Here is a 25025-nt window from a genome sequence, read left to right on the forward strand (position 1 = left end):
TGATGATTTTCAGGTGCCCAGCCCATTTCGACCGTTGCCCCCATCCCCCTGCCGAGCCCCGCCATCGCCTTGATCGAGAAGGTTCGGGATGCATTCCGGGCTTTGCCGGACGGGCGTAAGCAGAGCAACGCCCGGCTCTATGAGATGGAGGATGCGGCCCTGTCGGCCTTCGCCGTGTTTTTCTCGCAAAGTCCGTCCTTCCTCGATAGCCAAGTCAGGATGCAGAAGCAGTTGGGGCGGAACAATGCCTCTTCGCTGTTCGGGGTGCATGAGATTCCCTGCGATAACCAGATTCGCAATCTGCTGGACCCGGTGCCGCCGGAAACGGTGTACCCGGTCATGGCCGAGATTGGCGATGCCCTGTACCAGCAAGGCTATCTGGCGGGATTTCGCTCGCTCAACGACACCTTGCTGATTGCCCTGGACGGCACTGATTTCTTCTCGTCGGAAAAGATTTCCTGTGCCGGTTGCAGCGAGACGCGCCTGAAGAACGACAGGGTTCTCTATCGCCACCTTGCCGTGACGCCGGTGCTGGTGGCGCCGGGCCAGGCGAACGCCATCCCGTTGCCGCCGGAATTCGTGCAACCCCAGGACGGCCAGGACAAGCAGGACTGCGAATTGGCCGCCGCGGCCCGCTGGCTGGCGCGCTGGGGCGAGCACTACCGCCCGTGGCGCATCACCTACCTGGGCGACGACCTGTACTGCCATCAGTCGCATTGCCTGCGGGTGCGGGCGCAACAGGCCGACTTCCTGTTCACCTGCAAGCCCGAATCCCATGCCACGCTCTACGAGTGGGTCGGCGATTTCGAGCGCAACGAGCAACTCGGCCGCGTCGTACAGGCGCGACGCGTCGGCAAGAAGCACTTTACCGACACCTATCGCTATGCCCATCAAGTGCCATTGCGCAACACGGACGATGCCGTGATGGCCAACTGGCTGGAACTGGTCACCACCGATGCCCGCGGTGCCATCGTCTTCAAGAACGCCTGGGCCACCTCGCATGCCATCACCGACCATAACGTCGCCGCTCTGGCTTCCGCCGGGCGGGCGCGTTGGAAAATCGAGAGTGTGCCGCAGGCACACAGAAAGGAAGTTCGTAATGGACTGACGAACTGTGTAGAAGCTACACGGAAGATGAGGGTAGGTCCCTCGGGGTCGGCTTTCAGGAGCGGGCCTCAAACCACCCCAAGCTGCTGCGGTCAAGAGCCGTGGTGGTGAGCGTTGGGGTCAAAGCGTCGAGGACGTACCTCGAGCAGGTAAGGATCAGAGAGACGAACGAAAGTGAACCTTCGCTGACGCGTCGTAATCCAGAGACTTGTCGTCAAAACCAGGGGCGTTTCTATCTTCTGGGACAAGCTTGCCGGGCACCTGACTACTGGGCAAGCGGCGGCCGGCGTATAGGAGGCGTGAAGCTGATCCAGGCTTTTGTGTGGAACTGCGGGAACCAGTCGTTCCGATGTCAAGGGAGAAGCACAAGTGGCAGAAACCACGAGGCGAGAGTACCGATGCGGAGCACTGGGACGGACCGACCCGTACGAGCGATGAAGGCTGGTAATGCGGCTGGAGCAAAGGGGTCGGATCAAGCGGTTGCACTTGGCGTTCAACTGGCAACAGGAGGAAACGGATGAGTGCAACAAAACCATTTGCCATTGACAAATGGCTGGTGTACGAAGCGTATCAAGCGGTCAAAGCCAATGCGGGATCGGCAGGGGTGGATAAGGAATCGATCGGCGACTTCGAGAAGGATCTGAAGGGTAACCTGTACAAGATCTGGAACCGGATGTCGTCGGGAAGCTACTTTCCGCCGCCGGTCAAAGCGGTTGCCATTCCCAAGAAGAATGGCGGGGAGCGCATATTGGGTGTTCCAACGGTGGCAGATCGTGTGGCGCAGACGGTTGTCAAGCGGGTGATAGAGCCCGGGATTGAAGCCAAGTTTCTACCGGATTCCTACGGTTATCGGCCCGGAAGGTCGGCGCTGGATGCCGTGGGGGTAACGCGGGAACGATGCTGGAAGTATTCTTGGGTTCTAGAGTTTGATATCAAAGGCCTGTTTGACAACATCGACCATGCATTGCTGGAGAAGGCGCTCGAGAAGCACGTGGAGTGTGAATGGGCCATGCTGTATATCAGGCGCTGGCTAACTGCGCCGCTGCAACAGGCGGACGGAACCCGGGTAGAACGTACCCGGGGGACACCGCAAGGCGGCGTCGTCAGTCCGGTGTTGGCCAACCTGTTCCTTCACTACACGTTTGACGTCTGGATGACGAAACACTATCCGGACAACCCCTGGTGCCGGTATGCGGATGATGGGTTGGTCCATTGTCGGACCGAGCAGGAGGCGCAGGCCCTGATGGCGGCGCTCGATGCAAGGTTTGCGCAATGCGCCCTGCAGATGCATCCGGACAAGACCAAGATCGTGTACTGCAAAGACGGTAGTCGCAAGGGGAGGTATCCGGTCACGCAGTTTGATTTCCTCGGATATACCTTCCGGCCAAGGGTGGTGAAGAACAGCAAGCGCAACAGCCTGTTTGTGAGCTTCACCCCGGCGGTCAGCAACAAAGCGATTACGGCGATGCGGGCAACGACACGCAAACTGAGCTACCGAAATCGGACGGAGCTGAGCCTAGCCGACATTTCCCGACTGCACAATCCAGTCCTGAGGGGCTGGCTCGCGTATTACGGAAGATTCTATCGGTCGGCAATGTACCCCGTCTTCAGGCACTTCAACAAGACGTTGGTGGCTTGGGCGATGAGGAAGTACAGACGGCTGAAGGGCCACAAGATACGGGCGAGCAGGTTTCTCGAACAGCTTTCCGAGACGCAGCCGTATCTCTTCGTGCATTGGCAGAAAGGAATGGTCGGTGCGTTTGCTTGATGGGAGCGGTGTGAATCGAGAGGTTCACGCACCGTTCTGTGAGAGGCCGGGGGTGCAACTCCTCCGGCCGACTTGCCACGAGAACAACAACACCCTCAAGACCAAGGGCTACCATTTCGACCACAACTTCGGACACGGCAAGCAGTTTTTGGCCAACCTGTTCGCTACACTGATCTTGTTGGCCTTCTTGGTCCATACCGCCCTGGACTGGATGGACACCCGTTACGCCAAGGTGCGCGGCCTGCTGCCCTCCCGACGCACCTTCTTCGAACACCTGCGCGCCTTGCTACAGTACCTGCCGTTCGATGACTGGGATCACCTCATGCGCTTCATGCAGCAGCGCCTCGCTCCCAACGCCCCAGACACCGGCTGACTTACCCCATCCAACAGTCCTTACCCTCAACACCCACTACCATGGAATTTGAAATGAGAACTGCTGGTTCTTGGGCACGCTTAAGCGACATTTAATTTTGGGGGGTACAATCTGCAGAGTTTAAGGTCTGAGGGTTCTCTGCTTGACACTACCATCCCTGTTTTCAGCGACTCTGCCGTCGATCCGGCAACAGAACAGATACTTGCTCTGGTCCGGGCTGCTGCTCGTCCTGCACGTCGCAGCCTTTGCTACCGGCGAGCAGTTCGCAGACCTGAATACGGCCCTGTGGACCGTTGCCACCACGATCAGCTACGCTGTTATCTACCTCTTGCCAGCCGTCGTGCTGATTGCCCTTGGCCGCACCGTGCTGTCGCGCCTTCCCGGACAGGGAGCCGGGTTCTTGCTGGCCATGCTGGCGATTGTGACGACCAGTCTGACCCATGTCCTGCTCTTCGCGGACCGCACCATCTACGCGATGTATGGCTTTCATATCAACGGTTTTGTCCTCGATCTGGTCAAGACGCCGGGCGGCATCGACTCCCTGGGTGCCAGTCGCAGTACCGAGTTGACGGCGGCGGCCATCATCCTGGCCTTTTTCGTCGTCCAGGCGGCGCTCTATCTTTGGGTCATCCGCAAGGAGGGCGCCGCACCGGCCATTCGCTGGCGCTGGCTGGTTGCCATCCTGCTTTGCCTGACCCTCGGTGAGCGCGTCGCCTATGGCTTCAGCCATGCGGCCAATTACCCGCCCATCCTCTTTGCCGCCGAACGCTATCCACTGTATCTGCCGATGACTTTCCGCAAACTGTCGGCCAGCCTGGGTATCGACGTTGCCAGCCAGGGCGATGAGATAAGGGCCAGGAAAATCGATCTGAGCTATCCGCTGCAACCACTCAAGATCGAGCCTCCAGCCAAGCCGCTGAACGTCGTCTGGCTGGTTGCCGAGTCGCTCCGCTTCGATATGCTGGACCCGAAAATCATGCCGGCCCTGTGGCAGTTTTCCGAGCAGTCCCTACGCATGGAACGTCACTACAGCGGCGGAAACATGACCCAGATGGGCGTTTTCTCGATGTTCTACGGCTTGTACGGCAACTACTGGTTCCCGATGCTGTCGGCCCGGCGCGCGCCGGTGCTGATGGACGTGATGCAGCAACAGAACTACCAGTTCGGTCTCTACACCAGCCAGCGCTTCACTTATCCGGCCTTCGACAAGACAGTTTTTGTGAACATCAAGCCCGAGGATCTCCATGAGCGGGCCGCTGGCGAGGTAGCCTGGCGACGCGATCAGCTCAACATCGACGACCTGCTCAGTTTCGTCGACCAGCGGGACACGCGCCGGCCCTTCATGGCCTACATGTTTTTCGAGTCCACGCACGCCAATTACTACTTCCCGGACGATGCGGTCATTGCCCGTCCCTACCTTGATGACCTGAATTACCTGACGGCCGACTTTGCCAAGGAGATTGGCCAGATCAAGAACCGCTACATCAACGCGGCGCACCATGTCGACAGCCAGATCGCCCGCGTCCTCGAACACCTGCGCAAGACCGGCCTGCTCGACCAGACGGTTGTGATCGTTCTTGGCGACCATGGCGAGGAGTTCATGGAGCGCAGTCGCTGGGGTCATAGTGCCGAGTTCAATCGCTACCAGACGAGCACGCCGGGCGTCATCTACGTACCCGGCCAGGCGCCGCGCGTGATGACGGGCATCAGCAGCCACCTCGACATTCCTGCCACGCTGCTGCCGCTGCTTGGCGTCATGAACCCGCCGGAAGACTATTCGCTGGGCGGCAACCTGCTTGATCCCAAGTTCCACCGTCCGTACGCCGTGGCGGCCGACTGGAACCGGATCGCCTACCTTGGCGAGCGCTACAAGATCACCATCCCCTTTAACGCCACCGGCTCACTGCGCAACGAAGTGACCGACGGTGACGACAACGCCGTGGCCGATATAGCGGCGGCAAAACAGGCCATCGGCCAGGAGCGGGCCGAAATCATGACGAATCTGGCGCGTTTCAGCAAAGCGAAGTATTGAAGCCTTACGCTCTCGGTGCCAGGCACGGCCGGGAGCTTTGGGCGCGTCGAGCATTGTCCGGAGTGGGGGAAGGCGCACGGGTGGGTATCCGGCATGGCGGTGATGTTGGCTCCCCAGATGAGGGAGGGTCGTCTTCCTGCAAAGTGCATGTCCGCCAGGGAAGCGGTGCCGGCCATTCGAATTTGATGAAGTTCAATGGCTGGAGCTGCTCAATGGCCGCCAGCAGGTGAACAGTCTGAAAGACCGCTCCCCGCGTGATTCCGTCGTTGCCGCTCGGTCGCAGCAGCTTCTCGTCTGCCTGGTTGCTGGAAGTACAGACCTGCACCCGATACCGGTCACTCATGGGCTTCCATACGGCTTTCCTGAAATCAGTTTGACATGATGCGCATCATGTGAGAGGCTTTTGCATGATAAACATCATGCGGGAATCCATGGCCAGTCGATCCGATCTCAAGGAAGCTTCACTGCGGCGCATTTTGACGGCGGGTGCCTCCCGCCTGCGTGTTGAAGGACTGTCCGGTGCCGCCATCGCCCCCGTGATGCAGGAAGCGGGGCTGACGCATGGCGCGTTTTACGGGCATTTCAACAATAAGGAGGACCTGGCCGCGGCGGCGTTTCGCTTCGCCTTGGTGGACAACCGTCCGCGCTGGACGGGGCAGGCCCGTCAAGAGTCCTGGCCGAGTCGGGTGGTTCGGCTGGGCAAACGCTATCTGACGATAGCGCATCGCGACGATCTGGCCGACAGTTGTGCGCTAGCCGCGCTGGCATCGGATGCGGCGAGAAGCAGTCCTGGTTTCAAAAAGGTCTATGAGGAAGAGTTGGGGAAGTCGTTGCGCGCCGTCTGCATTCCTCCCGACGAAGGCAGCCCGATCGATCCGGCACGCCTGAACGACGCGATAGCCTTGATGGCTTTGTGTGTCGGGGCCATTTCGCTGGCCCGCGCGGTGGACAACCCGGTTTTTTCCGAACAAATCCTCACCGTTTGCCGGCAGGCAGTCGAGCGTATCGCCAGACCGGAGAATGAATCGCCAACAAGCGTGGAGGTGCCGGATCATCCAGGAAACCGAAGCGACGCAGCGCGAACGGACGAGCATCGCTGATTTTCCGATCTTGACGATGGACGCACTGCTGCTGACCCATGCACGACAATATGTCGGCCCCGGCGCGGTTCCAGTACTGCTCCGGGAGCAACACCGGCTGGTTTGTCACGACACCGGCTTTGTTGACCCGGGCGTCGCCCGAGATTTTGAAATCGCGCATGCCGGCGCCGTGGCGCTGTGCGGGCAAACACCCGATGCCATTGCCGAAGAGTTGAAAGAGCGCGGGCTGGCGATCGGTGCCGTGATTTCCAATGATGTCTTCCCCAATACGCCGTTGCCGATAGAAGAGGTCTCGCTCCAAACGCTGCGAGAGAGCGTGGAGGCCCTGCTGATCTTTCCGTATCGTCTGACGCAACTGCTGTTGCCGCCGATGAAACTGGCGCGTCGCGGCACCTTCGTCTTCATCACATCCGCGCGTTACCTGCAACCCGAACCCGGGTTTTCCGTCGCCACCTCGCTGCGGGCCGGGACAACGGCCTTCGCGTTGGCGCTGGCGAAAGAGGTGGCGCCTTTCGCCATACAGGTGAATGTCGTGGCACCGAACTACCTGTACAGCGAAGCCTATTACCCTCGTGCGCGATTCATCGATGACCCGGCCGGATGCCGGGAAATCGCCGGCAAAGTGCCCATGGGGCGTCTCGGCGAGCCGCAGGAAATCGGCGAATTGATCGAATTCCTGGCATCTGGGCGTTCCCTATTCACCACCGGTCAGGTGGTCAATTTCACTGGCGGATGGCCATAGGTCGCAAAGAGCCGCGCCGCAGGCAATGGGCGTCAACGGGGATGTACCACGAATTTTCTGACCAACTGTTCGTCTGTCTGTTCAGAATCATGCCAGCAGAACACCCTGCTTGCGGTGTATCCCGTGAAGTCAGACAGGCACGGTGGATTCCCCCTGGCGCAGAAATGCGGGCATTAGCTGTCGTCGCCAAGGAAAAAGTTCCCCGACTGTCAGTCGGCCAGTGCCGCGGCCAGCGTCTTCGCATTCTGCCGCATCATGCCGAGATAACTGTCGGCCGGGGTGCCGGCTGCGGACAGTGAATCAGAATACAGCGTGCCGCCGACGCGCGCGCCGGATTCGCGACTGATACGTTCGAGCAGCCGCGGGTCGGCGATGTTCTCGACGAACATGGCCTTGATCTTCTCGCTGCGGATCTGCCGGATGATGGCGCCGACATCGCCAGCGGAGGGTTCGGCATCGGTGCTTATCCCGACCGGGGCAATGAAACGGATGCCGTAGGCGCGGCCAAAATAGGCGAAGGCGTCGTGCGAGGTCACGACCTTGCGCCGGTCGGCCGGCAGCGCGCTGAAGGTGCTGCGGATTTCGCCGTCGAGCGCAGCGATCTCCTTGTCCAGTCGGGCGGCGTTGGCTTGATAGACCGTCTTCCCGGCCGGGTCCGCGTCAACGAGTGCTGCGGTAATGTTGGCCACGTAGCGGCGGGCGTTGGCCAGATCCTGCCAGGCATGCGGGTCGAGGCCGCCGGCGTGGTCGTGCGCCTCGTGCTTGCCGGAATGGGCCTGTGGCTGCCGGATGGCGTTGACGCCCTGGCTGGCGACGACCCGCTTGCCGCGATAGCCGGATGACTTGATCAGGCGGTCGATCCAGCCCTCGAAGCCGAGACCGTTGACGACTACCAGGCGTGCCCGCGAAAGGACTTTGGCGTCGGCGGGGGTCGGTTGGTAGACGTGCGCGTCCGCCCCCGGGCCAACCAGGGTGTGCACCTGGACGCGGTCGCCGCCGATCTGCTGCGTCAGATCACCGAGAATGCTGAAGCTGGCGACCACCGGCAGCGCATCGCCAGCCGCCACCCGGACGGGAAGGCCCACGCTGACCAGGGTCAGCAGCAGGATCAAAGCCAGGCGGGGCAGGTTGCTCACGACACGCTGGTGCATCAGATTTCTCCTCTCGGGTTCAGCGCTCGAAATGCCAACCCGACCGCCAGCGGCTGGCGAGCGGCCCGAGGGGACCGATGGCCAGCGAAAGCAGGTAGATGGCGCCGAGCGTCAGGACGATAGCCGGTCCGGCCGGCAGGTTGATGTAATAGGAAAGCAGCAGGCCCGCCAGCGATCCGGCAAAGGCCACACCGACGGCGATTACCAGCAAGGGGCCGATGTTGCACACCCACAGGCGTGCCGCGGCTGCCGGGAGAATCATGATGCCGACCGCCATCAGCGTGCCGAGGGCGTGGAAGCCGGCAACCAGGTTGAGCACCAACAGGACCATGAAGCCATAGTGGGCGACCGGCCCAAGGCGGCTGATGCGCGCCAGGAAGGCCGGGTCGCAGCCTTCGAGCACGAACAGGCGCAGGCCGAGCGCGAGCGCCACGATCGACAACGAGGCAAAGCCGGCGAGCAGGAACAGCGCCGAGTCGTCGAGCGCCAGCACGCTGCCGAAGAGCACGTGCAGCAGGTCGACGCTGCTGCCGCGCAGCGAGATGATCAGGACGCCCGCGGAGAGCGAGAGCAGGTAAAAGGTGGCCAGGCTGGTGTCTTCCTTGATCACCGTGTTGCGCGCCACGCCGCCGGCCAGTACGGCTACCGCCAGCCCGGCGACCAGGCCGCCGAGGGTCATCGCGGGCAGCGACAGGCCGGCGATCAGGTAGCCAATGGCGGCGCCGGGCAGGATCGCGTGCGACATCGCATCGCCGGCCAGGCTCATGCGGCGGAGCATCAGGAAGACGCCGACCGGTGTTGCTCCCAGCGACAGCGCCAGGCAACCCGCGAGCGCCCGGCGCATGAAGCCGAACTCGATGAAGGGCGAAAGCAGGGGGACGGCGGAAAATGTTTCGTTCATGCGACATCCTGGTCGGCATGACATATCGCGGCCTGGGTCTCGTCGCCGCGTCCCTCGGCGAGGTGGCGGGCGCGCAGCAGGTTGGCCTCGCTGAGGACGCTGGCGGTGTCGCCGCGTGCCACCAGCTCACGGGCGAGCAACAGGGTCTCGGGGTATTCCTGGCGTACATGCGAGAGATCGTGCAGGACGACGATCACCGTCCGCCCTTCATCGTGCCAGTGGCGTACCACTGCCGCCAGATCCCGGACGCTGGCGGCATCGATCGCACCGTAGGGCTCGTCGAGCAGCACCAGTGGCGCATCCTGCAGCATGACCCGGGCAAAGAGGGCGCGCTGCAACTGGCCACCGGAGAGGGCGCCAATCGGACGTGCTTCCAGGCCGCTCAGGCCGACCCCGTCGATCGCCTCGGCGATGCGCCGGCGTCGGCTGCGGTCGAGGCCGCCAAAGGCGCCGATCTCGCGCCACAGGCCCATGGCGACAAAGTCATGAACCACGATCGGGAAGCTGTTGTCGAGCGTCGCCTGCTGGGTGAGGTAGGCGATCTGCCGTCGCTGGACGCCGATCAGCTCGATCCGGCCCTGCAGCGGCCGGAGTTCGCCGGCGATGGCCTTGAGCAGGGTTGATTTGCCGGCGCCGTTCGGGCCGACGATGGCCAGCAGGCTGCCGGCGGCCACTTCGCCGCGCAGGTGGTGCACCGCCGGGTGCCGGTTGTAACCCAGGGTCAGATTCTCGAAGCGAAGAATCGGCCCTGCGGCAAGCGGGCGCATCGACCGCACGATGCTCAATCGAGTGCCCAGAGCACGGTCGTCCACAAGGCGACCAGCGCGCCGGCGGCCCAGATCACGCGAGACGCCGCACTCGCGCAGAGCACCGGATTGGCTTTCGCGAGGTTGGCCGATTCGGCCGGACGGGTAGGGGAAGACATCGGCAGGCTGGGACGAGAAAAGTGAATCGTGGCGGTTTGCGGTGGAGGGCGAATCTTGCCTCGTTCCGAGGCCAAATGCAACACTGTTGCGCGACGGTTGCATCCAGCATGCGGATGGCCACTCCACCACGACGGCCTGGGCGATAATGATCCCTTCTGCCATTTCCAGGATGCCGCAGGCAATGAACGACGAACCGGTCACCAACGACAGCGACAACCCGTGCTTCGAGCAGCTTCTTGCCGTGCTCACCGCGCATGGCAAGGCGCGTCGCCGGCTGCTGCAGTTCGGCATCGGCAGCGCGGCGCTCCCCTTCCTCGGCTGGCCGGCCCTGGCTGCGCCGGTGGCCCGACCCGGCATCGGTTTTCGCCCGGTGGCCGCTTCCAGCGAAGATGCCGTACGTGTCCCCGAGGGGTACACGCTGCAAGTACTGTACGCTTGGGGTGACCCGATTTCGGCTGGTCCGGCTTTTCGTGGCGATGCCGGCAACAGCGCTGCGGAGCAGGCCGAGCAGGCGGGCATGCATCACGACGGGATGCATTTCTTTCCCTTCATCAGCAAAGGCCAGGCCTCCTCCACGCATGGCCTGCTGTGCGTCAACCACGAATATACCGACGAAGCCCTGTTGCATCCGGAGGGCATGACCGACTGGAATGCCGCCAAGACGCTCAAGTCGCAGAACGCGCACGGGGTTTCGCTGATCGAGATCGAGCTCAGGGGCAGCGGCCGGGATTGGCGCTGGCAGGTCGTCCGGCCTTCTTCCTACGCCCGCCGGATCACGGCACGCACGCCGATGCGGATCGACGGCCCGGCCGCCGGCGCCGGCCCGCTGTGCACCGGCGATGACCCGGCTGGCCAGGTCGTTCTCGGCACCCTGGCCAACTGCGCGATGGGGGTGACGCCCTGGGGCAGCTATCTGACCTGCGAGGAGAATTTCAACGGCTACTTCAAGGGGCTGCCGACGCCGACGGCGGCACAGAAGCGTTACGGCATCCGCGAGCAGGTTGCGGGCTACCGCTGGCACGAGCATGACCGGCGCTTCGACGTCGCGAGCGAGCCGAACGAGGTCAACCGCTTCGGCTGGGTGGTCGAGATCGACCCCTGGAATCCTGCTGCGGTACCGGTCAAGCACACCGCGCTCGGCCGTTTCAAGCACGAAGGTGCGATGGTCACGTTGGCCGGCGATGGCCGGGTGGTGGTATACATGGGCGACGATGAGCCCTTCGAATACATCTACAAGTATGTGTCGCGCGACCGCTACGACTCGGGAAACCCGGCCAGCCGAGCCGGCTTGCTCGAAGCCGGAAGGCTGCACGTGGCCCGTTTCGCTGCCGATGGTCGCGGTCAGTGGTTGGCCCTGGAGCACGGGCAGAACGGCCTGACCGAGGCCAATGGTTTCGTCGATCAGGCAGATATCCTGATCCGCACCCGCCAGGCCGCTGACTTCGTTGGCGCGACGAAGATGGATCGCCCCGAGTGGATTGCCGTCCATCCGCAGAGCGGCGAGGTTTACTGCACCCTGACCAACAATCGCCAGCGGCTGGCTGCCGACGCCGCCAACCCGCGCGCCGAAAATGCGTTCGGCCACATCATCCGCTGGCGCGAGGGGGGCGATGGCGGCAAGGCGAGCGGTGACGCAGCCGCCGACGCTTTCGCCTGGGATGTTTTCGTTCTTTGCGGCGACCCGCAGCATGCCGACCCGGCGAAGCGGGGCAATATCCGGGGCGATGCCTTCAGCAGTCCGGACGGACTGTGGTTCGATCGTGATGGCCGCCTGTGGATTCAGACCGATGCGTCCGGCAGCGTCCTCGGTCGTGGTGATCATGAGCGATTCGGCAACAACCAGATGCTGGTGGCCGACGTGGTCAGCGGCGAGATCCGGCGTTTCCTCACCGGCCCGAAAGGCTGCGAGATAGCCGGGCTGACGGCCACGCCCGACGGGCGCAATCTGTTCATCAACGTCCAGCATCCGGGCGAAGTCTCCGGCGGCCGCGCCAATGCGGCGGAGGCGCCGGCCGGTTCGGGCTGGCCGGCAAGCCAGTTCGCCGAGCTGACGGGTGGCCGGCCGCGGTCGGCAACGGTCGTCATCAGACGTCAGGATGGTGGCGTCGTCGGCGCCTGACGCGAACGCGCTGCGGCCAGGTTTTCCGAAAGCCTGGCGGCAAGCGGCCGCTGCCTCTCAGGCGGGCGGTGGCGCCAGTGGCGGCGTCGCATCGTCGGCAGCCACCTGCTGCTGGCACGCCTGGCGCAGGAAAATCAGCTGCTGCCGATAATTGTGACAGCCGACACAGAGCAGGGTGTGCAAACGCAGCGCGAAACGTTCGCCACCGGGGAGCTCGCGGTCCATCCCTTCCGACATCAACCGGACGGCTTCCTTGCAGCTCATCATTTCGCCTGTCCTCCGCCGGCAAACCATTTCTGATCCAGACACAGGCGCAGGCCCATGCGCGCGCGGTGCAGAACCACCCAGCAATTGTTGCTGCTCATTGCCAGTTCCTCGCAGATTTCGTCGGTCTCCAGACCGAGCATCTCGCGCATCATGAAGACGCGTGCGGTGCCTGCCGGCAGGCGGTTCAGGCAGGCATCGAAGATCACCCAGAAGCTTCGATTCTCAAAGCTCTTTTCGGGATTTCCCCAGTCCGAAGGGCGGGCCTCGCGTTGCCAGTGGCCGTTGCTCCTGAACAGCGGGTCGAAATCGGCGTCGTCGATCTCTTCTTCGGGTTCCTGATAACTCGGTTCGCGAACCCGCCGCCGGATGATGTCAACGATCTTGTTCCTGAGGATCGAGAACACCCAGGTCTTGAGCTTGGCGCGCTCGCCAAAGCGGTCGGCTCCCTGCAGTGCGGCGAGCATTGCTTCCTGGACGGCATCCTCGGCACTGGCCTGATCGCGCAACTGCAGCACCGCAAAGCGCAGCATCTCGCGCCGGAAGCCGGACAGCTCGCCGGCGATGGTCTGCGCAGCCGCCGGGAGCGCTCGGTCCTTGCCCGTTGGCAATGGGGTGTGACTGGTGCCGCCAGCGGTCGGGGTCATCGGGTGGTGCCGACAGCGGCAGACTGGCAGGAGTTGTTCACGGCGGGGCCTCTCGGGAACGATGGTTGTGGGGCCGCTTCTGTGACAGCGAGCGGAGTTCACTGCGCTACCGGCCGCCGTCCGGTCGCCCGGCAGGTTTGCCGCAGCCGACCGCTTGGCGGATTATACGCAGGAGCGGGTCCGGCATCGCCTTGCCGGGGCGGGTTTTCCGTCGGAGGAGGTACTGGCGGCGATGATCCTCGGCCCGATTCGACCACACGCTGCGCTGCTTGCGACCGGCTCGAAAACGCAGCCAATCCTGGCGAAATGAAATAACATGAGCAGCCCCTCAACCACTGGCAAGGAGACAGCGATGCACATCGGCGTACCCAGGGAAATCAAGAACCACGAATACCGTGTTGGCCTGACCCCGTCATCGGTGCGGGAAATGGTTGTCCATGGCCATCAGGTGACCGTCGAGACCGGTGCCGGCAAAGGCATTGGCGCGACCGACGAGGTCTACCAGAAGGCCGGTGCGGTGATTGCCACGACCGCTGCCGAGATCTTCGCCACGGCCGAGATGATCATCAAGGTCAAGGAACCTCAGGCCGGCGAGCGCGCGATGCTGCGTGAGGGGCAGATTCTCTACACCTACCTGCACCTCGCCCCCGATCCGGCGCAGTGTGCCGATCTGGTCAAGAGTGGCGCGGTCTGCATCGCCTATGAAACGGTCACCCAGCCGGGCGGCGGTCTGCCCTTGCTGGCGCCCATGTCGGAAGTCGCGGGCCGCCTGTCGGTCCAGGCCGGCGCCTATTGCCTCGAGAAGGCGCATGGCGGCATGGGTGTCCTGCTCGGTGGCGTCGCCGGTGTCCCGTCGGCGAAGATCGTCATCCTTGGCGGCGGCGTGGTCGGTACGAACGCGGCGCAGATTGCCGTCGGCAGCGGTGCCCAGGTGGTGGTCATCGACCGCAACCTCGATGTCCTGCGGCGCATGGATCGCCTGCTCGGCGCGCGCGTGATGACCGTCTTCTCCAACCGGGACAACGTCGAACATCACGTGCTACGCGCTGATCTGGTGATCGGTGGCGTACTGATTCCGGGCGCTGCCGCACCCAAGCTGGTCAGCCGGCAGATGGTCGATGCGATGAAGCCCGGCTCGGTGATCGTCGACGTCGCCATCGACCAGGGCGGCTGTTGCGAAACGGCCAGGGCGACAACCCATGCCGAACCGACCTACATGGTCGGCAACGTCGTCCATTACTGCGTTGCCAACATGCCGGGCGGTGTGCCGCGCACCTCGACCTACGCGCTGAACAATGCGACCTTGCCCTTTGCGCTGCAGATTGCCGACAAGGGTTGGCGGCAGGCGTTGAAGGACGACCCGCATCTGCGCAACGGGCTCAACGTTGCCTTTGGCAAGGTGACCTGTCGCGAGGTCGCCGAAGACCTGAACTACGACTACCGCGATGCGCTGTCGGTGATCGCTGGCTGACGTTCAGCCGCCGTTACCTTTCGCCAACAGGGCCCGGGCTTTCCGTAGCACCACGGCATTGACCCGCCAGCGGGCGATGGCAGGGCACTGAGCGCAGGGGACGCGGTAGAATGACGGTCATGGAGATGAGCGGCGACTGCGCGAGCGGCTCGACCTTTACGAACGGCTGATGCGCCTCGACAAGCCGATCGGCATCCTGCTGCTGCTCTGGCCGACGCTGTGGGCGTTGTGGCTGTCGGCGCTGGGCCGGCCGGACTGGCTGGTGGTCGTGGATCTTCGTGCTCGGGACGGTGCTGATGCGTTCGGCCGGCTGCGTGATCAACGATCTGGCCGACCGCAATTTCGACCCGCACGTGGCGCGCACCAGCGACCGTCCGCTGGCTGCCGGCAGGGTATCGGTCAGGGAAGCGCTGCTGCTTTTCGCGCGCTCGTGGTTTGTGCGGTTCTCTGGTGCTGCCGCTGCGCAGCTGGTTGCTTCGCCGGCCTGTGTTGCGGCGCTCTTTCTTGCCGCCAGCTATCCCTTCACCAAGCGTTTCCTGGCCGTGCCGCAGGCCTATCTCGGGCGTCGCTTTCGGTTTCGGCATCCCCATGGCCTATGCCGCACAGCTCGGCAGGGTGCCGGCGGAAGCCTGGTGGCTGCTGCTGGCCAACGTCTTCTGGGCGATCGCCTACGATACCGAGTACGCGATGGTCGACCGGGCCGACGACCTCAAGATCGGCATCCGCACCTCGGCGATCACCTTCGGCCGCGCCGACGTGGCGGCGGTGATGCTGTGCTACGCGCTGGCGCTGGCGCTGATGGGCATGGTCGGTTACGGATCTCGGCCCGGCGCCTTTTTCTACGGCGGCCTGGTGGTCGCTGCGGCATTGCCGGCTACCATTACACGCTGATCCGCGAACGCGATCCCAGCGCTGCTTCCAGGCTTTCCGGCACAACAACTGGCTTGGCGCCAGCGTCTTTGCCGGCATCGCCCTCGATTTTCTTTTCAGGAGGAATTTCCGGATGAAGACTTACCTGTTCTGTTCGCTGGCGCTGCTGGCGGGCACCGCGCAGGCGGCCGACGACGTGCGCCAGCTGGCTCCGATGCCGGCGGCGGCGGAAGCCAATCTGCGTGCCGAAATGCGCGCCAACCTGCTGGCCTGAACGAGATTCTCAGCCTGGTGGCGGCGGCAAACTCAAGGAGGCCGGCGAAGCTTGCCGAAAAGGAACTGGGCTCTCGGCCATGGGCAAGCATCGCGGCCAGCCTTTCGACGCCCGTCCCGGGCCGCACATGCCGCCGGCGATGCACGCATCGGCATCGACGGGCACAAGGCGGCGAGCGAGTTTGCCCGTATCGCCGCCAGCGGTGACCGCGAGAAGACGATCGCCGCGCTGCCGTCGCTGACCACGGCCTGCGTCGGCTGCCACTACGCTTATCGCATCCGGTAGACGGTTGGAAGGACTCCGGATGAAATATCACGACCTGCGCGACTTCATCGCGCAACTGGAAACCCTCGGCGAACTCAGGCGCATCGCGTCGAGGTCGATCCACGTGCCTGGAAATGACCGAGATCTGTGATCGCGTGCTGCGCGCCGGCGGGCCGGCGCTGCTCTTCGAGAACCCCAAGGGCATGCGATGCCGGTGCTGGCCAATCTCTTCGGCACGCCGCGGCGGGTGGCGCTGGGCATGGGGCAGGATTCGGTGCTGGCGCTGCGCGAGGTCGGCAAGCTGCTCGCCTACCTCAAGGAGCCGGAGCCGCCGAAAGGGACTCAAGGACGCCTGGGACAAGCTGCCGGTACTCCGGCAGGTGCTCAACATGGCGCCGCGCCTGCGCTCTTCGGCGCCGTGCCAGGAAGTCGTCTGGGAAGGCAAGCGAGGTCGATCTGTCGCGCTGCCGATCCAGCTCTGCTGGCCGGGCGACGCGGCGCCGCTGATCACCTGGGGGCTGACGGTGACGCGCGGGCCGCACAAGACGCGCCAGAACCTCGGCATCTATCGCCAGCAGGTGCTCGGCGCGAACAAGGTGATCATGCGCTGGCTGGCGCATCGCGGCGGCGCGCTCGATTTTCGCGATCACTGCCTGCAGCGGCCGGGCCAGCCTTTTCCGGTGGCGGTGGCGCTCGGCGCCGATCCGGCGACGATTCTCGCGGCCGTGACGCCGGTGCCGGACAGTCTCTCCGAATACCAGTTTGCCGGTCTGCTGCGCGGCGGCAAGACCGAAGTGGTGAAATGCCTGGGCTCCGATCTGCAGGTGCCGGCTTCGGCCGAGATCGTTCTCGAAGGCTTCATCGATCCCGCCGAGAGCGCGCTCGAAGGACCGTATGGCGACCACACCGGCTACTACAACGAGCAGGCGCGTTCCCGGTGTTCACCATCGAGCGCATCACGATGCGCCGGCAGCCGATCTACCACAGCACCTACACCGGCAAGCCGCCGGACGAACCGGCGATGCTCGGCGTGGCGCTCAACGAAGTCTTCGTGCCGCTGCTGCAGAAGCAGTTTCCCGAGATCGTCGATTTCTATCTGCCGCCGGAAGGCTGCTCGTATCGCCTGGCGACGGTCAGCATCCGGAAGCAGTACCCGGGGCACGCCAAGCGCGTGATGTTCGGCATCTGGAGTTTCCTGCGCCAGTTCATGTATACCAAGTTCATCATCGTCGTCGACGACGATGTCGATATCCGCGACTGGAAGGAAGTGATCTGGGCGATGACCACCCGCGTCGATGCGGCGCGCGACACGCTGATCGCCGAGAACACGCCGATCGACTATCTCGACTTTGCCAGCCCGGTCGCCGGCCTGGGCAGCAAGATGGGTCTCGACGCGACCAACAAGTGGCCCGGCGAGACCAGTCGCGAGTGGGGAACGCCGATCGTCATGGACGCGGCGGTGAAGCAGCGGGTCGATGCCCTGTGGTCCGAGCTCGGACTGTGAGCGCCGGGCGAGTGGCATGGCGATGGACAATGGCGAAGCTCACCATCCTGGAGGCTGAAAATGAGCAATGAGCTGATTCCCCACAGCAACCTCGAGGGCGCCCGCGCCTGGTGCCATGTCATCTACGGCCTGCATGCCCTGGCCGTCGTGGTCGGGGTGACCGGTGCCGCGACGTTCGCCGGAGCCTTTGTTTTTGGCGTGCCATCGCTGATTGCCGTCGTTCTCAACTACCTCAAGCGCGGCGAGGTCGCGGGACCTGGCTCGACAGCCACTATCGCTGGCAGATCCGGACCTTCTGGTTCACGCTGCTCTGGCTGCTGGTCTACGGCCTGCTGATCATCACCCTGATCGGTATTCCGATCGCCTGGGTGCTGATCGTCATCCTTGGTCTGTGGGTCGCCTATCGGGTCATCCGCGGCTGGCTGGCCCTTGCCGGACAACGACCGATCGGTGTTTCCTGAGCAGCTCACCCTATGGGCGATGAGCCTGGTCTACACCACCCTGCTATCCTTCGTTCCTCTGCTCGCGCTGAGCTTCTCGGTCCTAAAGGCCTTCGGGGTGCACAATCAGATCGAGCCGATGCTGGAGCGACTGCTGGCCCCGCTCGGGGCCAGCGCCGATGAAATCAGCCCGCGGATCATCGAGTTCGTCGACCATACCAATGTCGGCGTGCTCGGTTCCGCCGGACTTGCGCTGTTGCTCTACACGGTGGTCTCGCTGGTCCAGAAGATAGAAGAGTCGTTCAACTTTATCTGGCATATCTCCGAACCACGCAGCATCACCGAACGCTTCAGCCTCTACCTGAGCGCGCTTCTGGTGGGCCCGATCCTGATCTTCGCGGCGGTCGGGATCACCGCTGCCACCTTGAACATGGAGGTCGTGCGCGAGGTCCTTGCGCTCGAACCGATCGGCTGGATGGTCGGAGTGATCGGTAGGCTGGTGCCCTATATTGTGGCCATCGGCACTTTCACCCTGATCTACATGGCGGTTCCCAACACCCGCGTGGACCTCGGCCCGGCGCTCGGTGGCGGCTTCGTCGGCGGCCTGCTATGGCAGCTTTCAGGATGGGGGTTTGCGGTCTTCGTTGCGTCATCGAGCAGGTACTCGGCGATCTACTCCGGTTTTGCCGTCGTCATCCTGTTCATGTTCTGGCTGTACCTCAGCTGGTTGATCCTGCTGTTTGGCGCAAGTGTTTCCTTTTACTGGCAGCACCCCGAGTCCGTGGTCGCGACAGGGGGTGAGCCACGCCTCAGCAACCGGATGCGGGAGCGGCTTGCCCTGGCGATCATGAGCTCGATCGGAGCGCACTACCTGAGCGGACGCCCGCCATGGACCATGCCACAGCTATGCCAGGCCCTGCATGTGCCGAGACACGCCGTCGAGGCGATGCTCGGAGCCTTGCAGCACGGCGGCTTGCTGGTGCAGACTCAGGACGGTGCGCAGGGCTACCTGCCGGCGCGCGACCTCGGCGCGATCTCCGTAAAGCAATTGCTGGACATCGTCCGCTCTGCCGGTGAGAACGGCTTCCTCAATCCAGCCAGCCTGCCGGTTCCAGAGCGCGTCGAGCAGGTCCTGCAACAGATCGATTCCTCGCTGGGTACGGCACTGGAGACGATGACCGTTATAGACCTGTGTCGGTAAGCAGCCTGGCCGGCCGACCAGGATCAGGTTTTCCGGCGGCGCTCACTGTATTCCGAATGGGTTGTCGGCTATGATGTCTCATTGGCCGAGTCGTTGAGTCACACTCATGAGCTTCGCTCGCAGTTGCCGCCGCCTCTTTCTTGTCCTCGCCACGCTGCTGGCCGGCATCGCCGCTGGCGGTGATGCCGCCGCGCCAACGGCGGCAGCGGTAGTGACGGTGGTGATCGACGACAATTATCCGCCTTACGTGTTTCGTGCGGCCGACGGCGCGCTCACCGGCTATCTGGTCGATACCTGGAAGCTCTGGGAAAAGGCGACCGGTGTACGGGTCGATCTGCTCGGCAGCGACTGGGCGACGGCGCAGCAGCGCATGAGCGACGGGCGGGCGGTGGTGATCGACACGCTTTTCCGGACTTCGGAGCGCGAGCGTACGCTCGATTTCTCGTCGCCTTATGAACCGATCCCGGTTTCGATCTACACTCACAAGGACATCGGCGGGATCGTTGATCTCGAGACCCTGCGAGGCTTCCTGGTTGGCGTCAAGGCCGGCGATGCCTGCGTGGAAAAGCTCGCCGGCGCCGGTATCAGCACCGTGCTACCGTTCGCAAGTTATCAGGCGCTGGTGAGTGGCGCGGTTGAGGGCAAGGTCCGGGTATTCTGCCTCGACGAGCCGCCAGCCAACTACCTGCTCTACCTCAACAAGGCGGATTCCCTTTTCAACAAGGCCTTCACGTTGTACACGGGGCAGTTTCACCGGGCGGTGCAGAAAGGCGATGCGGCCACTCTGGCGCTGCTGCAGCGTGGTTTTGCCGGCATTTCTGCCGAGGAAGAGCGGGACTTGCGTCAGAAATGGATGGGAACGCCGCTGGTCTTGTCCCCCATTGCACTGTATCTGGGCTACGCTCTTGTGGTTGGTTCACTGATCGGTGGTCTGCTGCTGCTCTGGGTGATGACCTTGCGGCGCGTCGTCCGACAGCGGACAGCGCAGCTTGAAACAACACTGGAGGCCATTCCTGATCTGATGTTCGAGGTGGGGCTGGATGGTCGCTACCACGACTGCCATTCGCCACGGACCGACCTGCTCGTCGCTCCTCCGGATCGGCTGATCGGCCGCCTGATCGCTGATACCCTGCCACCGGAGGCAGCCGCCACCTGTTTGTCGGCCTTGCGCGAAGCACACGAAACAGGCCACTCGCTTGGCCACCAGTTTGAGCTGCAACTCGCCAGGGGTAGTTCGTGGTTCGAGTTGTCGGTGGCCCGCAAGCCGGCACGCAGTGGTGAAGTCCCACGCTTTATCGCCCTCTCGCGCGACATCACCGAGCGCAAGCGCGCCGAGGCGCGTTTGCGCATGGCCACCGAAGCGACCCAGCTCGTCTTCTGGGAGCTGGATCTGATCAAGGACCGCATCCTCTACGATGCGACCATGCTGCAACTGCTCGGCCTTGATCACGGCGAGGATCCGGCGAGTTCGGGTGCGCTGATGGAACTGGTGCACCCGGATCACCGGATAGCGCTGATCGAGCGATTCCAGGAAGCCATGCAACCGGGTGATCCGGTGTTCGGCTTCGAGCATCAGATCGTCAACAGGTCCGGGCAATGCATCTGGTTGCAGACGCGCGGGCGAGTTGCCCAGCGAGATGCCACTGGGCGAGCCGTACTGGCGGTGGGCACCGCGATGAACATCAGCGAGCGCAAGCAGGCCGAGGCGGCGCTGCTGCGCCGCAGCGAGCAACTGGAGATGATGTCCACCGCTAGCCAGGACATCAACAGTGAGTTGGACATACCGGTGATCCTGCGCCAGTTGGTGGCCGCTGCGCTGCAGATTACCGGCGCCACCGCCGGCGCGGCGGCCCGCGTCTGCGAACAGCAGATGGTGTTCAGCGAGTACAACCTGGGCGGCCGTTTGCTGCCGATCGATTACCGTTTCCCGCCGGGCTACGGTGTGCCCGGACGGGTGCTGCAGACGCGGAAGTTCCATCTCAGCAATGATGCCGTGCACGATCCGTATGTTGTCCCCGAGATTCAGCAGGCGATCGGCTTTCACAACCTCCTCGACATGCCAATCATCAACCGCCATGGCGAGCTGCTCGGTTGTTTTGAAATCCACAACAAGCCGGATGGCTTCGATGAAACCGACGCCCGCCTGCTGCAGGGCCTCGCCGCCAGTGCCGCGGTGGCGCTCGAAAACACCGCCCTGCTGGTCGAACGCCGGCTGGTGGAGCAGGCGCTACGGGAAAGCGAGGCATTGAAAGGATCGGTGCTTGCCAGTGCGGCCTGCGGCATCGTCGCGACCGACCCGCTGGGGCTGATCACGGTGTTCAATCCGGGTGCTGAAGCGATCCTCGGCTACCTTGCCGAGGAAGTGGTCGGCAAGGTGACGCCGATCGTCTTTCACGATGCCAACGAGGTCGCGGCGAGGGCGTTGGTACTCAGTGATGCACTCGGCTATAGGGTTGAGCCGGGTTTCGACGCACTGGTCGCCAGGGCGCGCAGCAGCAACAGCGTCGACGGGTGGGAAACGACCTTCATCCGCCAGGATGGACGGCGCCTTGCCGTCTGGCTATCGGTGACCGTGATGCACGGTGCGCAAGGCCAGCTCACCGGCTATCTCGGAACGATCGTCGATATCAGCGAGCAAAAGCAGGCGGCGGCGCAGCTCGACCTGGCCGCCAAAGTCTTCGAGCAAGGCGGCGAGGGGATCGCGATTACCGATGCGGCTTGCAACATCGTCATGGTCAATCACGCTTTCACCCGGATCACAGGTTACAGCGAGGCTGAAGCGCTGGGTTGCAACCCGCGCCTGCTGGCTTCAGGGCGGCACGATGGCAGCTTCTACCAGAGCATGTGGCGCGCGATCGAAGCGCTGGGGCACTGGCAGGGCGAGATCTGGAACCGCCGCAAGGACGGCAGCGTCTATCCCGAGTGGCTGTCGATCAGCCGCGTCGAGCGGGAGGGACGGACCACGAACTACATCGGAACCTTCATCGACATCACCCAGCACAAGGAGGCCGAGGCCAGCATCCAGCGTCTGGCGCACTTCGATCCGCTGACCGGTCTGCCGAATCGCAGTCTGCTCGACGAACGGGTCAGGCATGACCTGAGCCGTGCCCACCGTGGTCGCGAGTCGCTGGCGCTGATGTTTCTTGACCTTGATCGCTTCAAGAACGTCAATGATTCGCTGGGCCACCGGATTGGCGATGAACTGCTGATTCAGGTGGCACAGCGCCTGAAAGGCACGGTGCGCGAGGAAGACACGGTTTCGCGTCTCGGCGGCGACGAATTCATCCTCGTCTTGCCGAGCACCGACGCCGCCGGCGCCGCGCACGTGGCGGCCAAGCTGCTCGAGGTCACCGCGCCGCCCTATCGCATCGAACAGCATGAGCTGAGCTGCACGGCATCGGTGGGGATTGCCATCTACCCGGCCGACGGCGAGAGTTTCGAGGCCCTGTCGATGTCCGCGGATACGGCGATGTATCGCGCCAAACAGCGCGGTCGCAATGCCTACTGCTTTTTCACCGCAGAGATGCAGGAGCGGTCGGCGCGTACGCTGCAGCTGGAGAACGACCTGCGTCGGGCGCTTGAACACGGCGAGCTCCACTTGCGTTATCAGCCACAGTTTGCCATCGAAGGCCGTCGTCTGGTGGGCGCCGAGGCACTTCTGCGCTGGCAGCATCCCGAGCTGGGGATGGTTTCGCCCGCCGAATTCATCCCGATTGCCGAGGAGTCCGGCTTGATCCTGCCGATTGGCGAATGGGTGCTACGCATGGCGGTGCGCCGGATGCGAATCTGGCAGCAAGCCGGCCTGCCTCTGCTGACTGTCGCTGTCAATCTCTCGGCGGTCCAGTTCCGGCAGGCCAATCTGACGCAGTTGGTATCGGCGATTCTGGATGAGGAAGATCTGCCGGCCGAGTTTCTCGAGCTGGAGTTGACCGAGAGCGTGGCGATGGACAGCCCGCTCGCGGCGATCGAGACGATGGACAAGCTGCGCGAGCGGGGCGTGCGGATTTCGATCGACGACTTCGGTACCGACTATTCGTCGATGAGCTACCTCAAACGTTTCCGGGTGCACAAGCTCAAGATCGATCGCTCCTTTGTCGCCGACCTCGCCAGCGATCCGGATGATGAGGCGATCGTTGCGGCGATCATCAGTCTGGCGCACAACCTGGGCCTGCAGACGATTGCCGAGGGCGTGGAAAGCGAGGCCCAGCTGGCTTTCCTGAACCGCAAGGGTTGTGACGAAGCGCAGGGCTACCTGTTCAGCGAGCCACTGACGGCTGACCGCTTCGAGGCCTTCGTCCGTGATCGTTCCCTTGTCTGAAGTGTCGGTCCGTCGGCGGCTCGGCCATCGGCACCAGGCTTGTCGCGTCCGTCGGTCAGCGCTTCGCCAGCCAGAGAAGCAGGGCATCGATCGCCGGCTTGCCGAGTCTCGCCTTCGGGTCATTGATCATGCAGACGACGATCCAGCGCTTGCCGCTTTGATCCAGCAGGTAGCCGGCAATCGCCCGTACGCCATCGAGATAGCCACTCTTCAGGTGTGCCCGACCGGTTGCTGCCCCGGTGTTGAAACGTTTTTGCAGAGTACCGTCCACGCCGGCAATCGGCAGCGAAGCGATCAGTTCGGGCATCACCGGGCTTTGCCAGGCGGCACGCAGCAACTGGCCAAGGCCTTCGGCCGAGATGCGCTCGCTGCGCGACAGGCCGGAGCCGTTGTCCAGTACCAGTTCAGGCAGTTTCAGACCCTTCGCCTGCAGCCAGCCGGCAATCTGGCGGCGCGCGCCATCGGTCGTCGCAGGACGCTCGCTGTCAAGGGACAGGAACAATTGGCGCGCCATGACGTTATTGCTGTACTTGTTGATGTCACGAACGATCTCGCCGAGCGCAGGGGACGCGTGCACTGCCAGCGTGCGCGCGCTGGCAGGCGCGCGACCTGCACGCACGCGGCCACCGAAGCTGCCACCGAGTTCCCGCCACAGGGCGCGGAAGAGGCCTTCGACCTGGACGTCGGCTGGCCAGGGCGATAGCTGCAGCGCCTTCTCGCCACAGGCGGCCGGAAAACTGCCGCTGAGTTCGATGGTCAGGCCGCTGACCGCCGGCCTGACCTGCTCGTGCCAGTCGCCGCAGGCCTCGCGTCCCAGGCTCAGGCGGTTGCTGATCTGCAGACCCTCGCTCGGGGTTTCGGCGATCACCCTGACCTCCTTACCTGTCGGGTCGGCTTGCAGCACCAGGCGGATGCTCTTGAAGTTCAGCAGGAGCGCATCGGGGCCGGCGTTGTACGGCCGCAGGGCCTCGTTGTCGAACTCGCCCGGGTCGTGCGGCGGCAGCGCGAAAGCGCTCCGGTCAAGAACCAGGTCGCCGCCGATTTCGCTCAGTCCACGGGCACGAAGCTGGCGCAGCAGCAACCAGAACTGTTCGAGGCCCAGCTTGGGATCGCCACTGCCGCGCAGGTAAAGGTTGCCGTCGAGCCGACCGCCGGCCGGGCTGGCCTCGGCCAGCGCTTCACTGCGCCAGGTATGCGCCGGGCCGAGCAGTTCAAGGCCAGCGTAAGTGGTCAGCAGTTTCATGACCGAGGCCGGGTTCATGGCCTGGCGGGCATTGTGGCTGAGTAGTGCCGGTCCGCCATCAACCGACTGCACGAAGAGGGCGACCGAGCGCGACGGGATTCCTGCCTCCTGGAGCGCCTGGCTGACGGCGGGCGGCAGCTCTGCCGCGTGGGTCATTGGCACGCCGCCCAGACAGAGCAAGATCAGCAGCCGGGGGGCGATGCTGCTGAGGCTGACAACTCGCGCAGGACCCCGAGAAGAGCCCGTCGGGCGGGCGGGGCTCGCGTCAGGCGACGTTGCGGTCGTCCAATCGCGGCTTGCGCCCTGGCGG

The 25025-nt window shown here is 63.7% G+C and carries 19 protein-coding genes and 3 pseudogenes; 15 read left to right on the plus strand and 7 right to left on the minus strand.

From position 1 onward, the window contains the following. The first annotated feature begins 69 nt into the window (after nt 1-69). From V5B44_RS11820 to V5B44_RS11845, 6 genes and pseudogenes are all read left to right on the plus strand, one after another. Nucleotides 70-1218, plus strand: a complete 1149-nt coding sequence (locus tag V5B44_RS11820) for an ISNCY family transposase (RefSeq protein WP_332358460.1) — start codon at nt 70-72, stop codon at nt 1216-1218. 406 nt (nt 1219-1624) lie between these two features. Further along, nucleotides 1625-2875: a group II intron reverse transcriptase/maturase gene (gene ltrA, locus V5B44_RS11825; protein ID WP_332358461.1), complete on the plus strand. Its 1251-nt coding sequence runs from the start codon at nt 1625-1627 to the stop codon at nt 2873-2875. A gap of 76 nt (nt 2876-2951) precedes the next feature. Continuing rightward, nucleotides 2952-3248, plus strand: a pseudogene (locus V5B44_RS11830) (ISNCY family transposase); the annotation flags it as partial. A gap of 202 nt (nt 3249-3450) precedes the next feature. Next, a complete protein-coding gene (locus tag V5B44_RS11835) occupies nt 3451-5280 on the plus strand; it encodes a DUF3413 domain-containing protein (protein WP_332359237.1) in 1830 nt (609 codons plus the stop codon). Between the two features lie 419 nt (nt 5281-5699). Beyond that, nucleotides 5700-6380, plus strand: a complete 681-nt coding sequence (locus tag V5B44_RS11840; RefSeq protein WP_332359238.1) for a TetR/AcrR family transcriptional regulator — start codon at nt 5700-5702, stop codon at nt 6378-6380. Nucleotides 6381-6396: 16 nt separating this feature from the next. Next, complete coding sequence (locus V5B44_RS11845; RefSeq protein ID WP_332359239.1) at nt 6397-7122, plus strand: SDR family oxidoreductase; 726 nt, start codon at nt 6397-6399, stop codon at nt 7120-7122. 209 nt (nt 7123-7331) lie between these two features. Here the strand turns inward: V5B44_RS11845 and V5B44_RS11850 are convergent, their stop codons facing one another. From V5B44_RS11850 to V5B44_RS11865, 4 genes are read right to left on the minus strand one after another with little or no spacing between them, the layout of a single operon-like run. Next, nucleotides 7332-8273, minus strand: coding sequence for a metal ABC transporter substrate-binding protein (locus V5B44_RS11850; protein ID WP_332359240.1), 942 nt, complete (start codon nt 8271-8273; stop codon nt 7332-7334). A 19-nt stretch (nt 8274-8292) separates the two neighbouring features. After that, nucleotides 8293-9174, minus strand: a complete 882-nt coding sequence (locus V5B44_RS11855; protein WP_332359241.1) for a metal ABC transporter permease — start codon at nt 9172-9174, stop codon at nt 8293-8295. Next, nucleotides 9171-9941 (minus strand): metal ABC transporter ATP-binding protein, encoded by a 771-nt coding sequence (locus tag V5B44_RS11860; RefSeq protein ID WP_332359242.1) that lies wholly within the window; start codon nt 9939-9941, stop codon nt 9171-9173. Before V5B44_RS11860 ends, V5B44_RS11855 begins: the two co-directional genes overlap by 4 nt. Before the next feature lie 14 nt (nt 9942-9955). Next, nucleotides 9956-10099: a hypothetical protein gene (locus tag V5B44_RS11865; RefSeq protein ID WP_332359243.1), complete on the minus strand. Its 144-nt coding sequence runs from the start codon at nt 10097-10099 to the stop codon at nt 9956-9958. A 182-nt stretch (nt 10100-10281) separates the two neighbouring features. On the opposite strand from V5B44_RS11865, the gene V5B44_RS11870 reads away from it, so the two are divergent. Continuing rightward, nucleotides 10282-12219: a PhoX family protein gene (locus V5B44_RS11870; protein WP_332359244.1), complete on the plus strand. Its 1938-nt coding sequence runs from the start codon at nt 10282-10284 to the stop codon at nt 12217-12219. Between the two features lie 57 nt (nt 12220-12276). On the opposite strand, the gene V5B44_RS11875 is transcribed toward V5B44_RS11870, so the two are convergent. Both V5B44_RS11875 and V5B44_RS11880 read right to left on the minus strand, forming a co-directional pair. Then, complete coding sequence (locus V5B44_RS11875) at nt 12277-12486, minus strand: zf-HC2 domain-containing protein (RefSeq protein ID WP_332359245.1); 210 nt, start codon at nt 12484-12486, stop codon at nt 12277-12279. Then, a complete protein-coding gene (locus V5B44_RS11880; protein ID WP_332359246.1) occupies nt 12483-13130 on the minus strand; it encodes a sigma-70 family RNA polymerase sigma factor in 648 nt (215 codons plus the stop codon). The genes V5B44_RS11875 and V5B44_RS11880 overlap by 4 nt, the downstream gene beginning before the upstream one ends. Before the next feature lie 352 nt (nt 13131-13482). Here V5B44_RS11880 and ald point away from each other — a divergent pair, with 352 nt between their 5' ends. The 8 genes and pseudogenes from ald (at nt 13483) to V5B44_RS11920 (ending at nt 23472) form a co-directional block, all read left to right on the plus strand. Further along, nucleotides 13483-14601 carry an alanine dehydrogenase gene (gene ald / locus V5B44_RS11885; RefSeq protein WP_332359601.1) on the plus strand — a complete coding sequence of 373 codons (1119 nt, stop codon included), beginning with the start codon at nt 13483-13485 and terminating at the stop codon, nt 14599-14601. Between the two features lie 169 nt (nt 14602-14770). Further along, nucleotides 14771-15592: pseudogene (gene ubiA, locus V5B44_RS11890) on the plus strand (4-hydroxybenzoate octaprenyltransferase); the annotation flags it as partial. Nucleotides 15593-15604: 12 nt separating this feature from the next. Then, nucleotides 15605-15745: a hypothetical protein gene (locus V5B44_RS11895; protein ID WP_332359622.1), complete on the plus strand. Its 141-nt coding sequence runs from the start codon at nt 15605-15607 to the stop codon at nt 15743-15745. A gap of 51 nt (nt 15746-15796) precedes the next feature. Continuing rightward, a complete protein-coding gene (locus tag V5B44_RS11900) occupies nt 15797-16030 on the plus strand; it encodes a hypothetical protein (RefSeq protein WP_332359247.1) in 234 nt (77 codons plus the stop codon). Between the two features lie 19 nt (nt 16031-16049). Then, nucleotides 16050-17513 (plus strand): annotated as a pseudogene (gene ubiD, locus V5B44_RS11905) (4-hydroxy-3-polyprenylbenzoate decarboxylase). Nucleotides 17514-17573: 60 nt separating this feature from the next. Continuing rightward, on the plus strand, nt 17574-17849 hold the full coding sequence (locus V5B44_RS11910; protein WP_332359248.1) for a hypothetical protein: 276 nt from the start codon (nt 17574-17576) through the stop codon (nt 17847-17849). A gap of 93 nt (nt 17850-17942) precedes the next feature. Further along, complete coding sequence (locus V5B44_RS11915; RefSeq protein ID WP_332359249.1) at nt 17943-19154, plus strand: YihY/virulence factor BrkB family protein; 1212 nt, start codon at nt 17943-17945, stop codon at nt 19152-19154. Nucleotides 19155-19260: 106 nt separating this feature from the next. Then, nucleotides 19261-23472 carry an EAL domain-containing protein gene (locus tag V5B44_RS11920; protein WP_332359250.1) on the plus strand — a complete coding sequence of 1404 codons (4212 nt, stop codon included), beginning with the start codon at nt 19261-19263 and terminating at the stop codon, nt 23470-23472. A gap of 55 nt (nt 23473-23527) precedes the next feature. On the opposite strand, the gene dacB is transcribed toward V5B44_RS11920, so the two are convergent. Beyond that, nucleotides 23528-24871: a D-alanyl-D-alanine carboxypeptidase/D-alanyl-D-alanine endopeptidase gene (gene dacB, locus V5B44_RS11925; protein ID WP_332359251.1), complete on the minus strand. Its 1344-nt coding sequence runs from the start codon at nt 24869-24871 to the stop codon at nt 23528-23530. Nucleotides 24872-25025: the final 154 nt, after the last annotated feature.

Source organism: Candidatus Accumulibacter necessarius (assembly GCF_036625085.1).

Coding starts and splice junctions, on each gene's coding strand:
- ltrA (WP_332358461.1), top strand. CDS start 1,625: ATGAGTGCAACAAAACCATTTGCCATTGACAAATGGCTGGTGTACGAA.
- V5B44_RS11840 (WP_332359238.1), top strand. CDS start 5,700: ATGCGGGAATCCATGGCCAGTCGATCCGATCTCAAGGAAGCTTCACTG.
- V5B44_RS11845 (WP_332359239.1), top strand. CDS start 6,397: ATGGACGCACTGCTGCTGACCCATGCACGACAATATGTCGGCCCCGGC.
- V5B44_RS11850 (WP_332359240.1), bottom strand. CDS start 8,273: ATGCACCAGCGTGTCGTGAGCAACCTGCCCCGCCTGGCTTTGATCCTG.
- V5B44_RS11855 (WP_332359241.1), bottom strand. CDS start 9,174: ATGAACGAAACATTTTCCGCCGTCCCCCTGCTTTCGCCCTTCATCGAG.
- V5B44_RS11860 (WP_332359242.1), bottom strand. CDS start 9,941: ATGCGCCCGCTTGCCGCAGGGCCGATTCTTCGCTTCGAGAATCTGACC.
- V5B44_RS11865 (WP_332359243.1), bottom strand. CDS start 10,099: ATGTCTTCCCCTACCCGTCCGGCCGAATCGGCCAACCTCGCGAAAGCC.
- V5B44_RS11870 (WP_332359244.1), top strand. CDS start 10,282: ATGAACGACGAACCGGTCACCAACGACAGCGACAACCCGTGCTTCGAG.
- V5B44_RS11875 (WP_332359245.1), bottom strand. CDS start 12,486: ATGATGAGCTGCAAGGAAGCCGTCCGGTTGATGTCGGAAGGGATGGAC.
- V5B44_RS11880 (WP_332359246.1), bottom strand. CDS start 13,130: ATGACCCCGACCGCTGGCGGCACCAGTCACACCCCATTGCCAACGGGC.
- ald (WP_332359601.1), top strand. CDS start 13,483: ATGCACATCGGCGTACCCAGGGAAATCAAGAACCACGAATACCGTGTT.
- V5B44_RS11895 (WP_332359622.1), top strand. CDS start 15,605: ATGAAGACTTACCTGTTCTGTTCGCTGGCGCTGCTGGCGGGCACCGCG.
- V5B44_RS11910 (WP_332359248.1), top strand. CDS start 17,574: ATGAGCAATGAGCTGATTCCCCACAGCAACCTCGAGGGCGCCCGCGCC.
- V5B44_RS11920 (WP_332359250.1), top strand. CDS start 19,261: ATGAGCTTCGCTCGCAGTTGCCGCCGCCTCTTTCTTGTCCTCGCCACG.
- dacB (WP_332359251.1), bottom strand. CDS start 24,871: ATGACCCACGCGGCAGAGCTGCCGCCCGCCGTCAGCCAGGCGCTCCAG.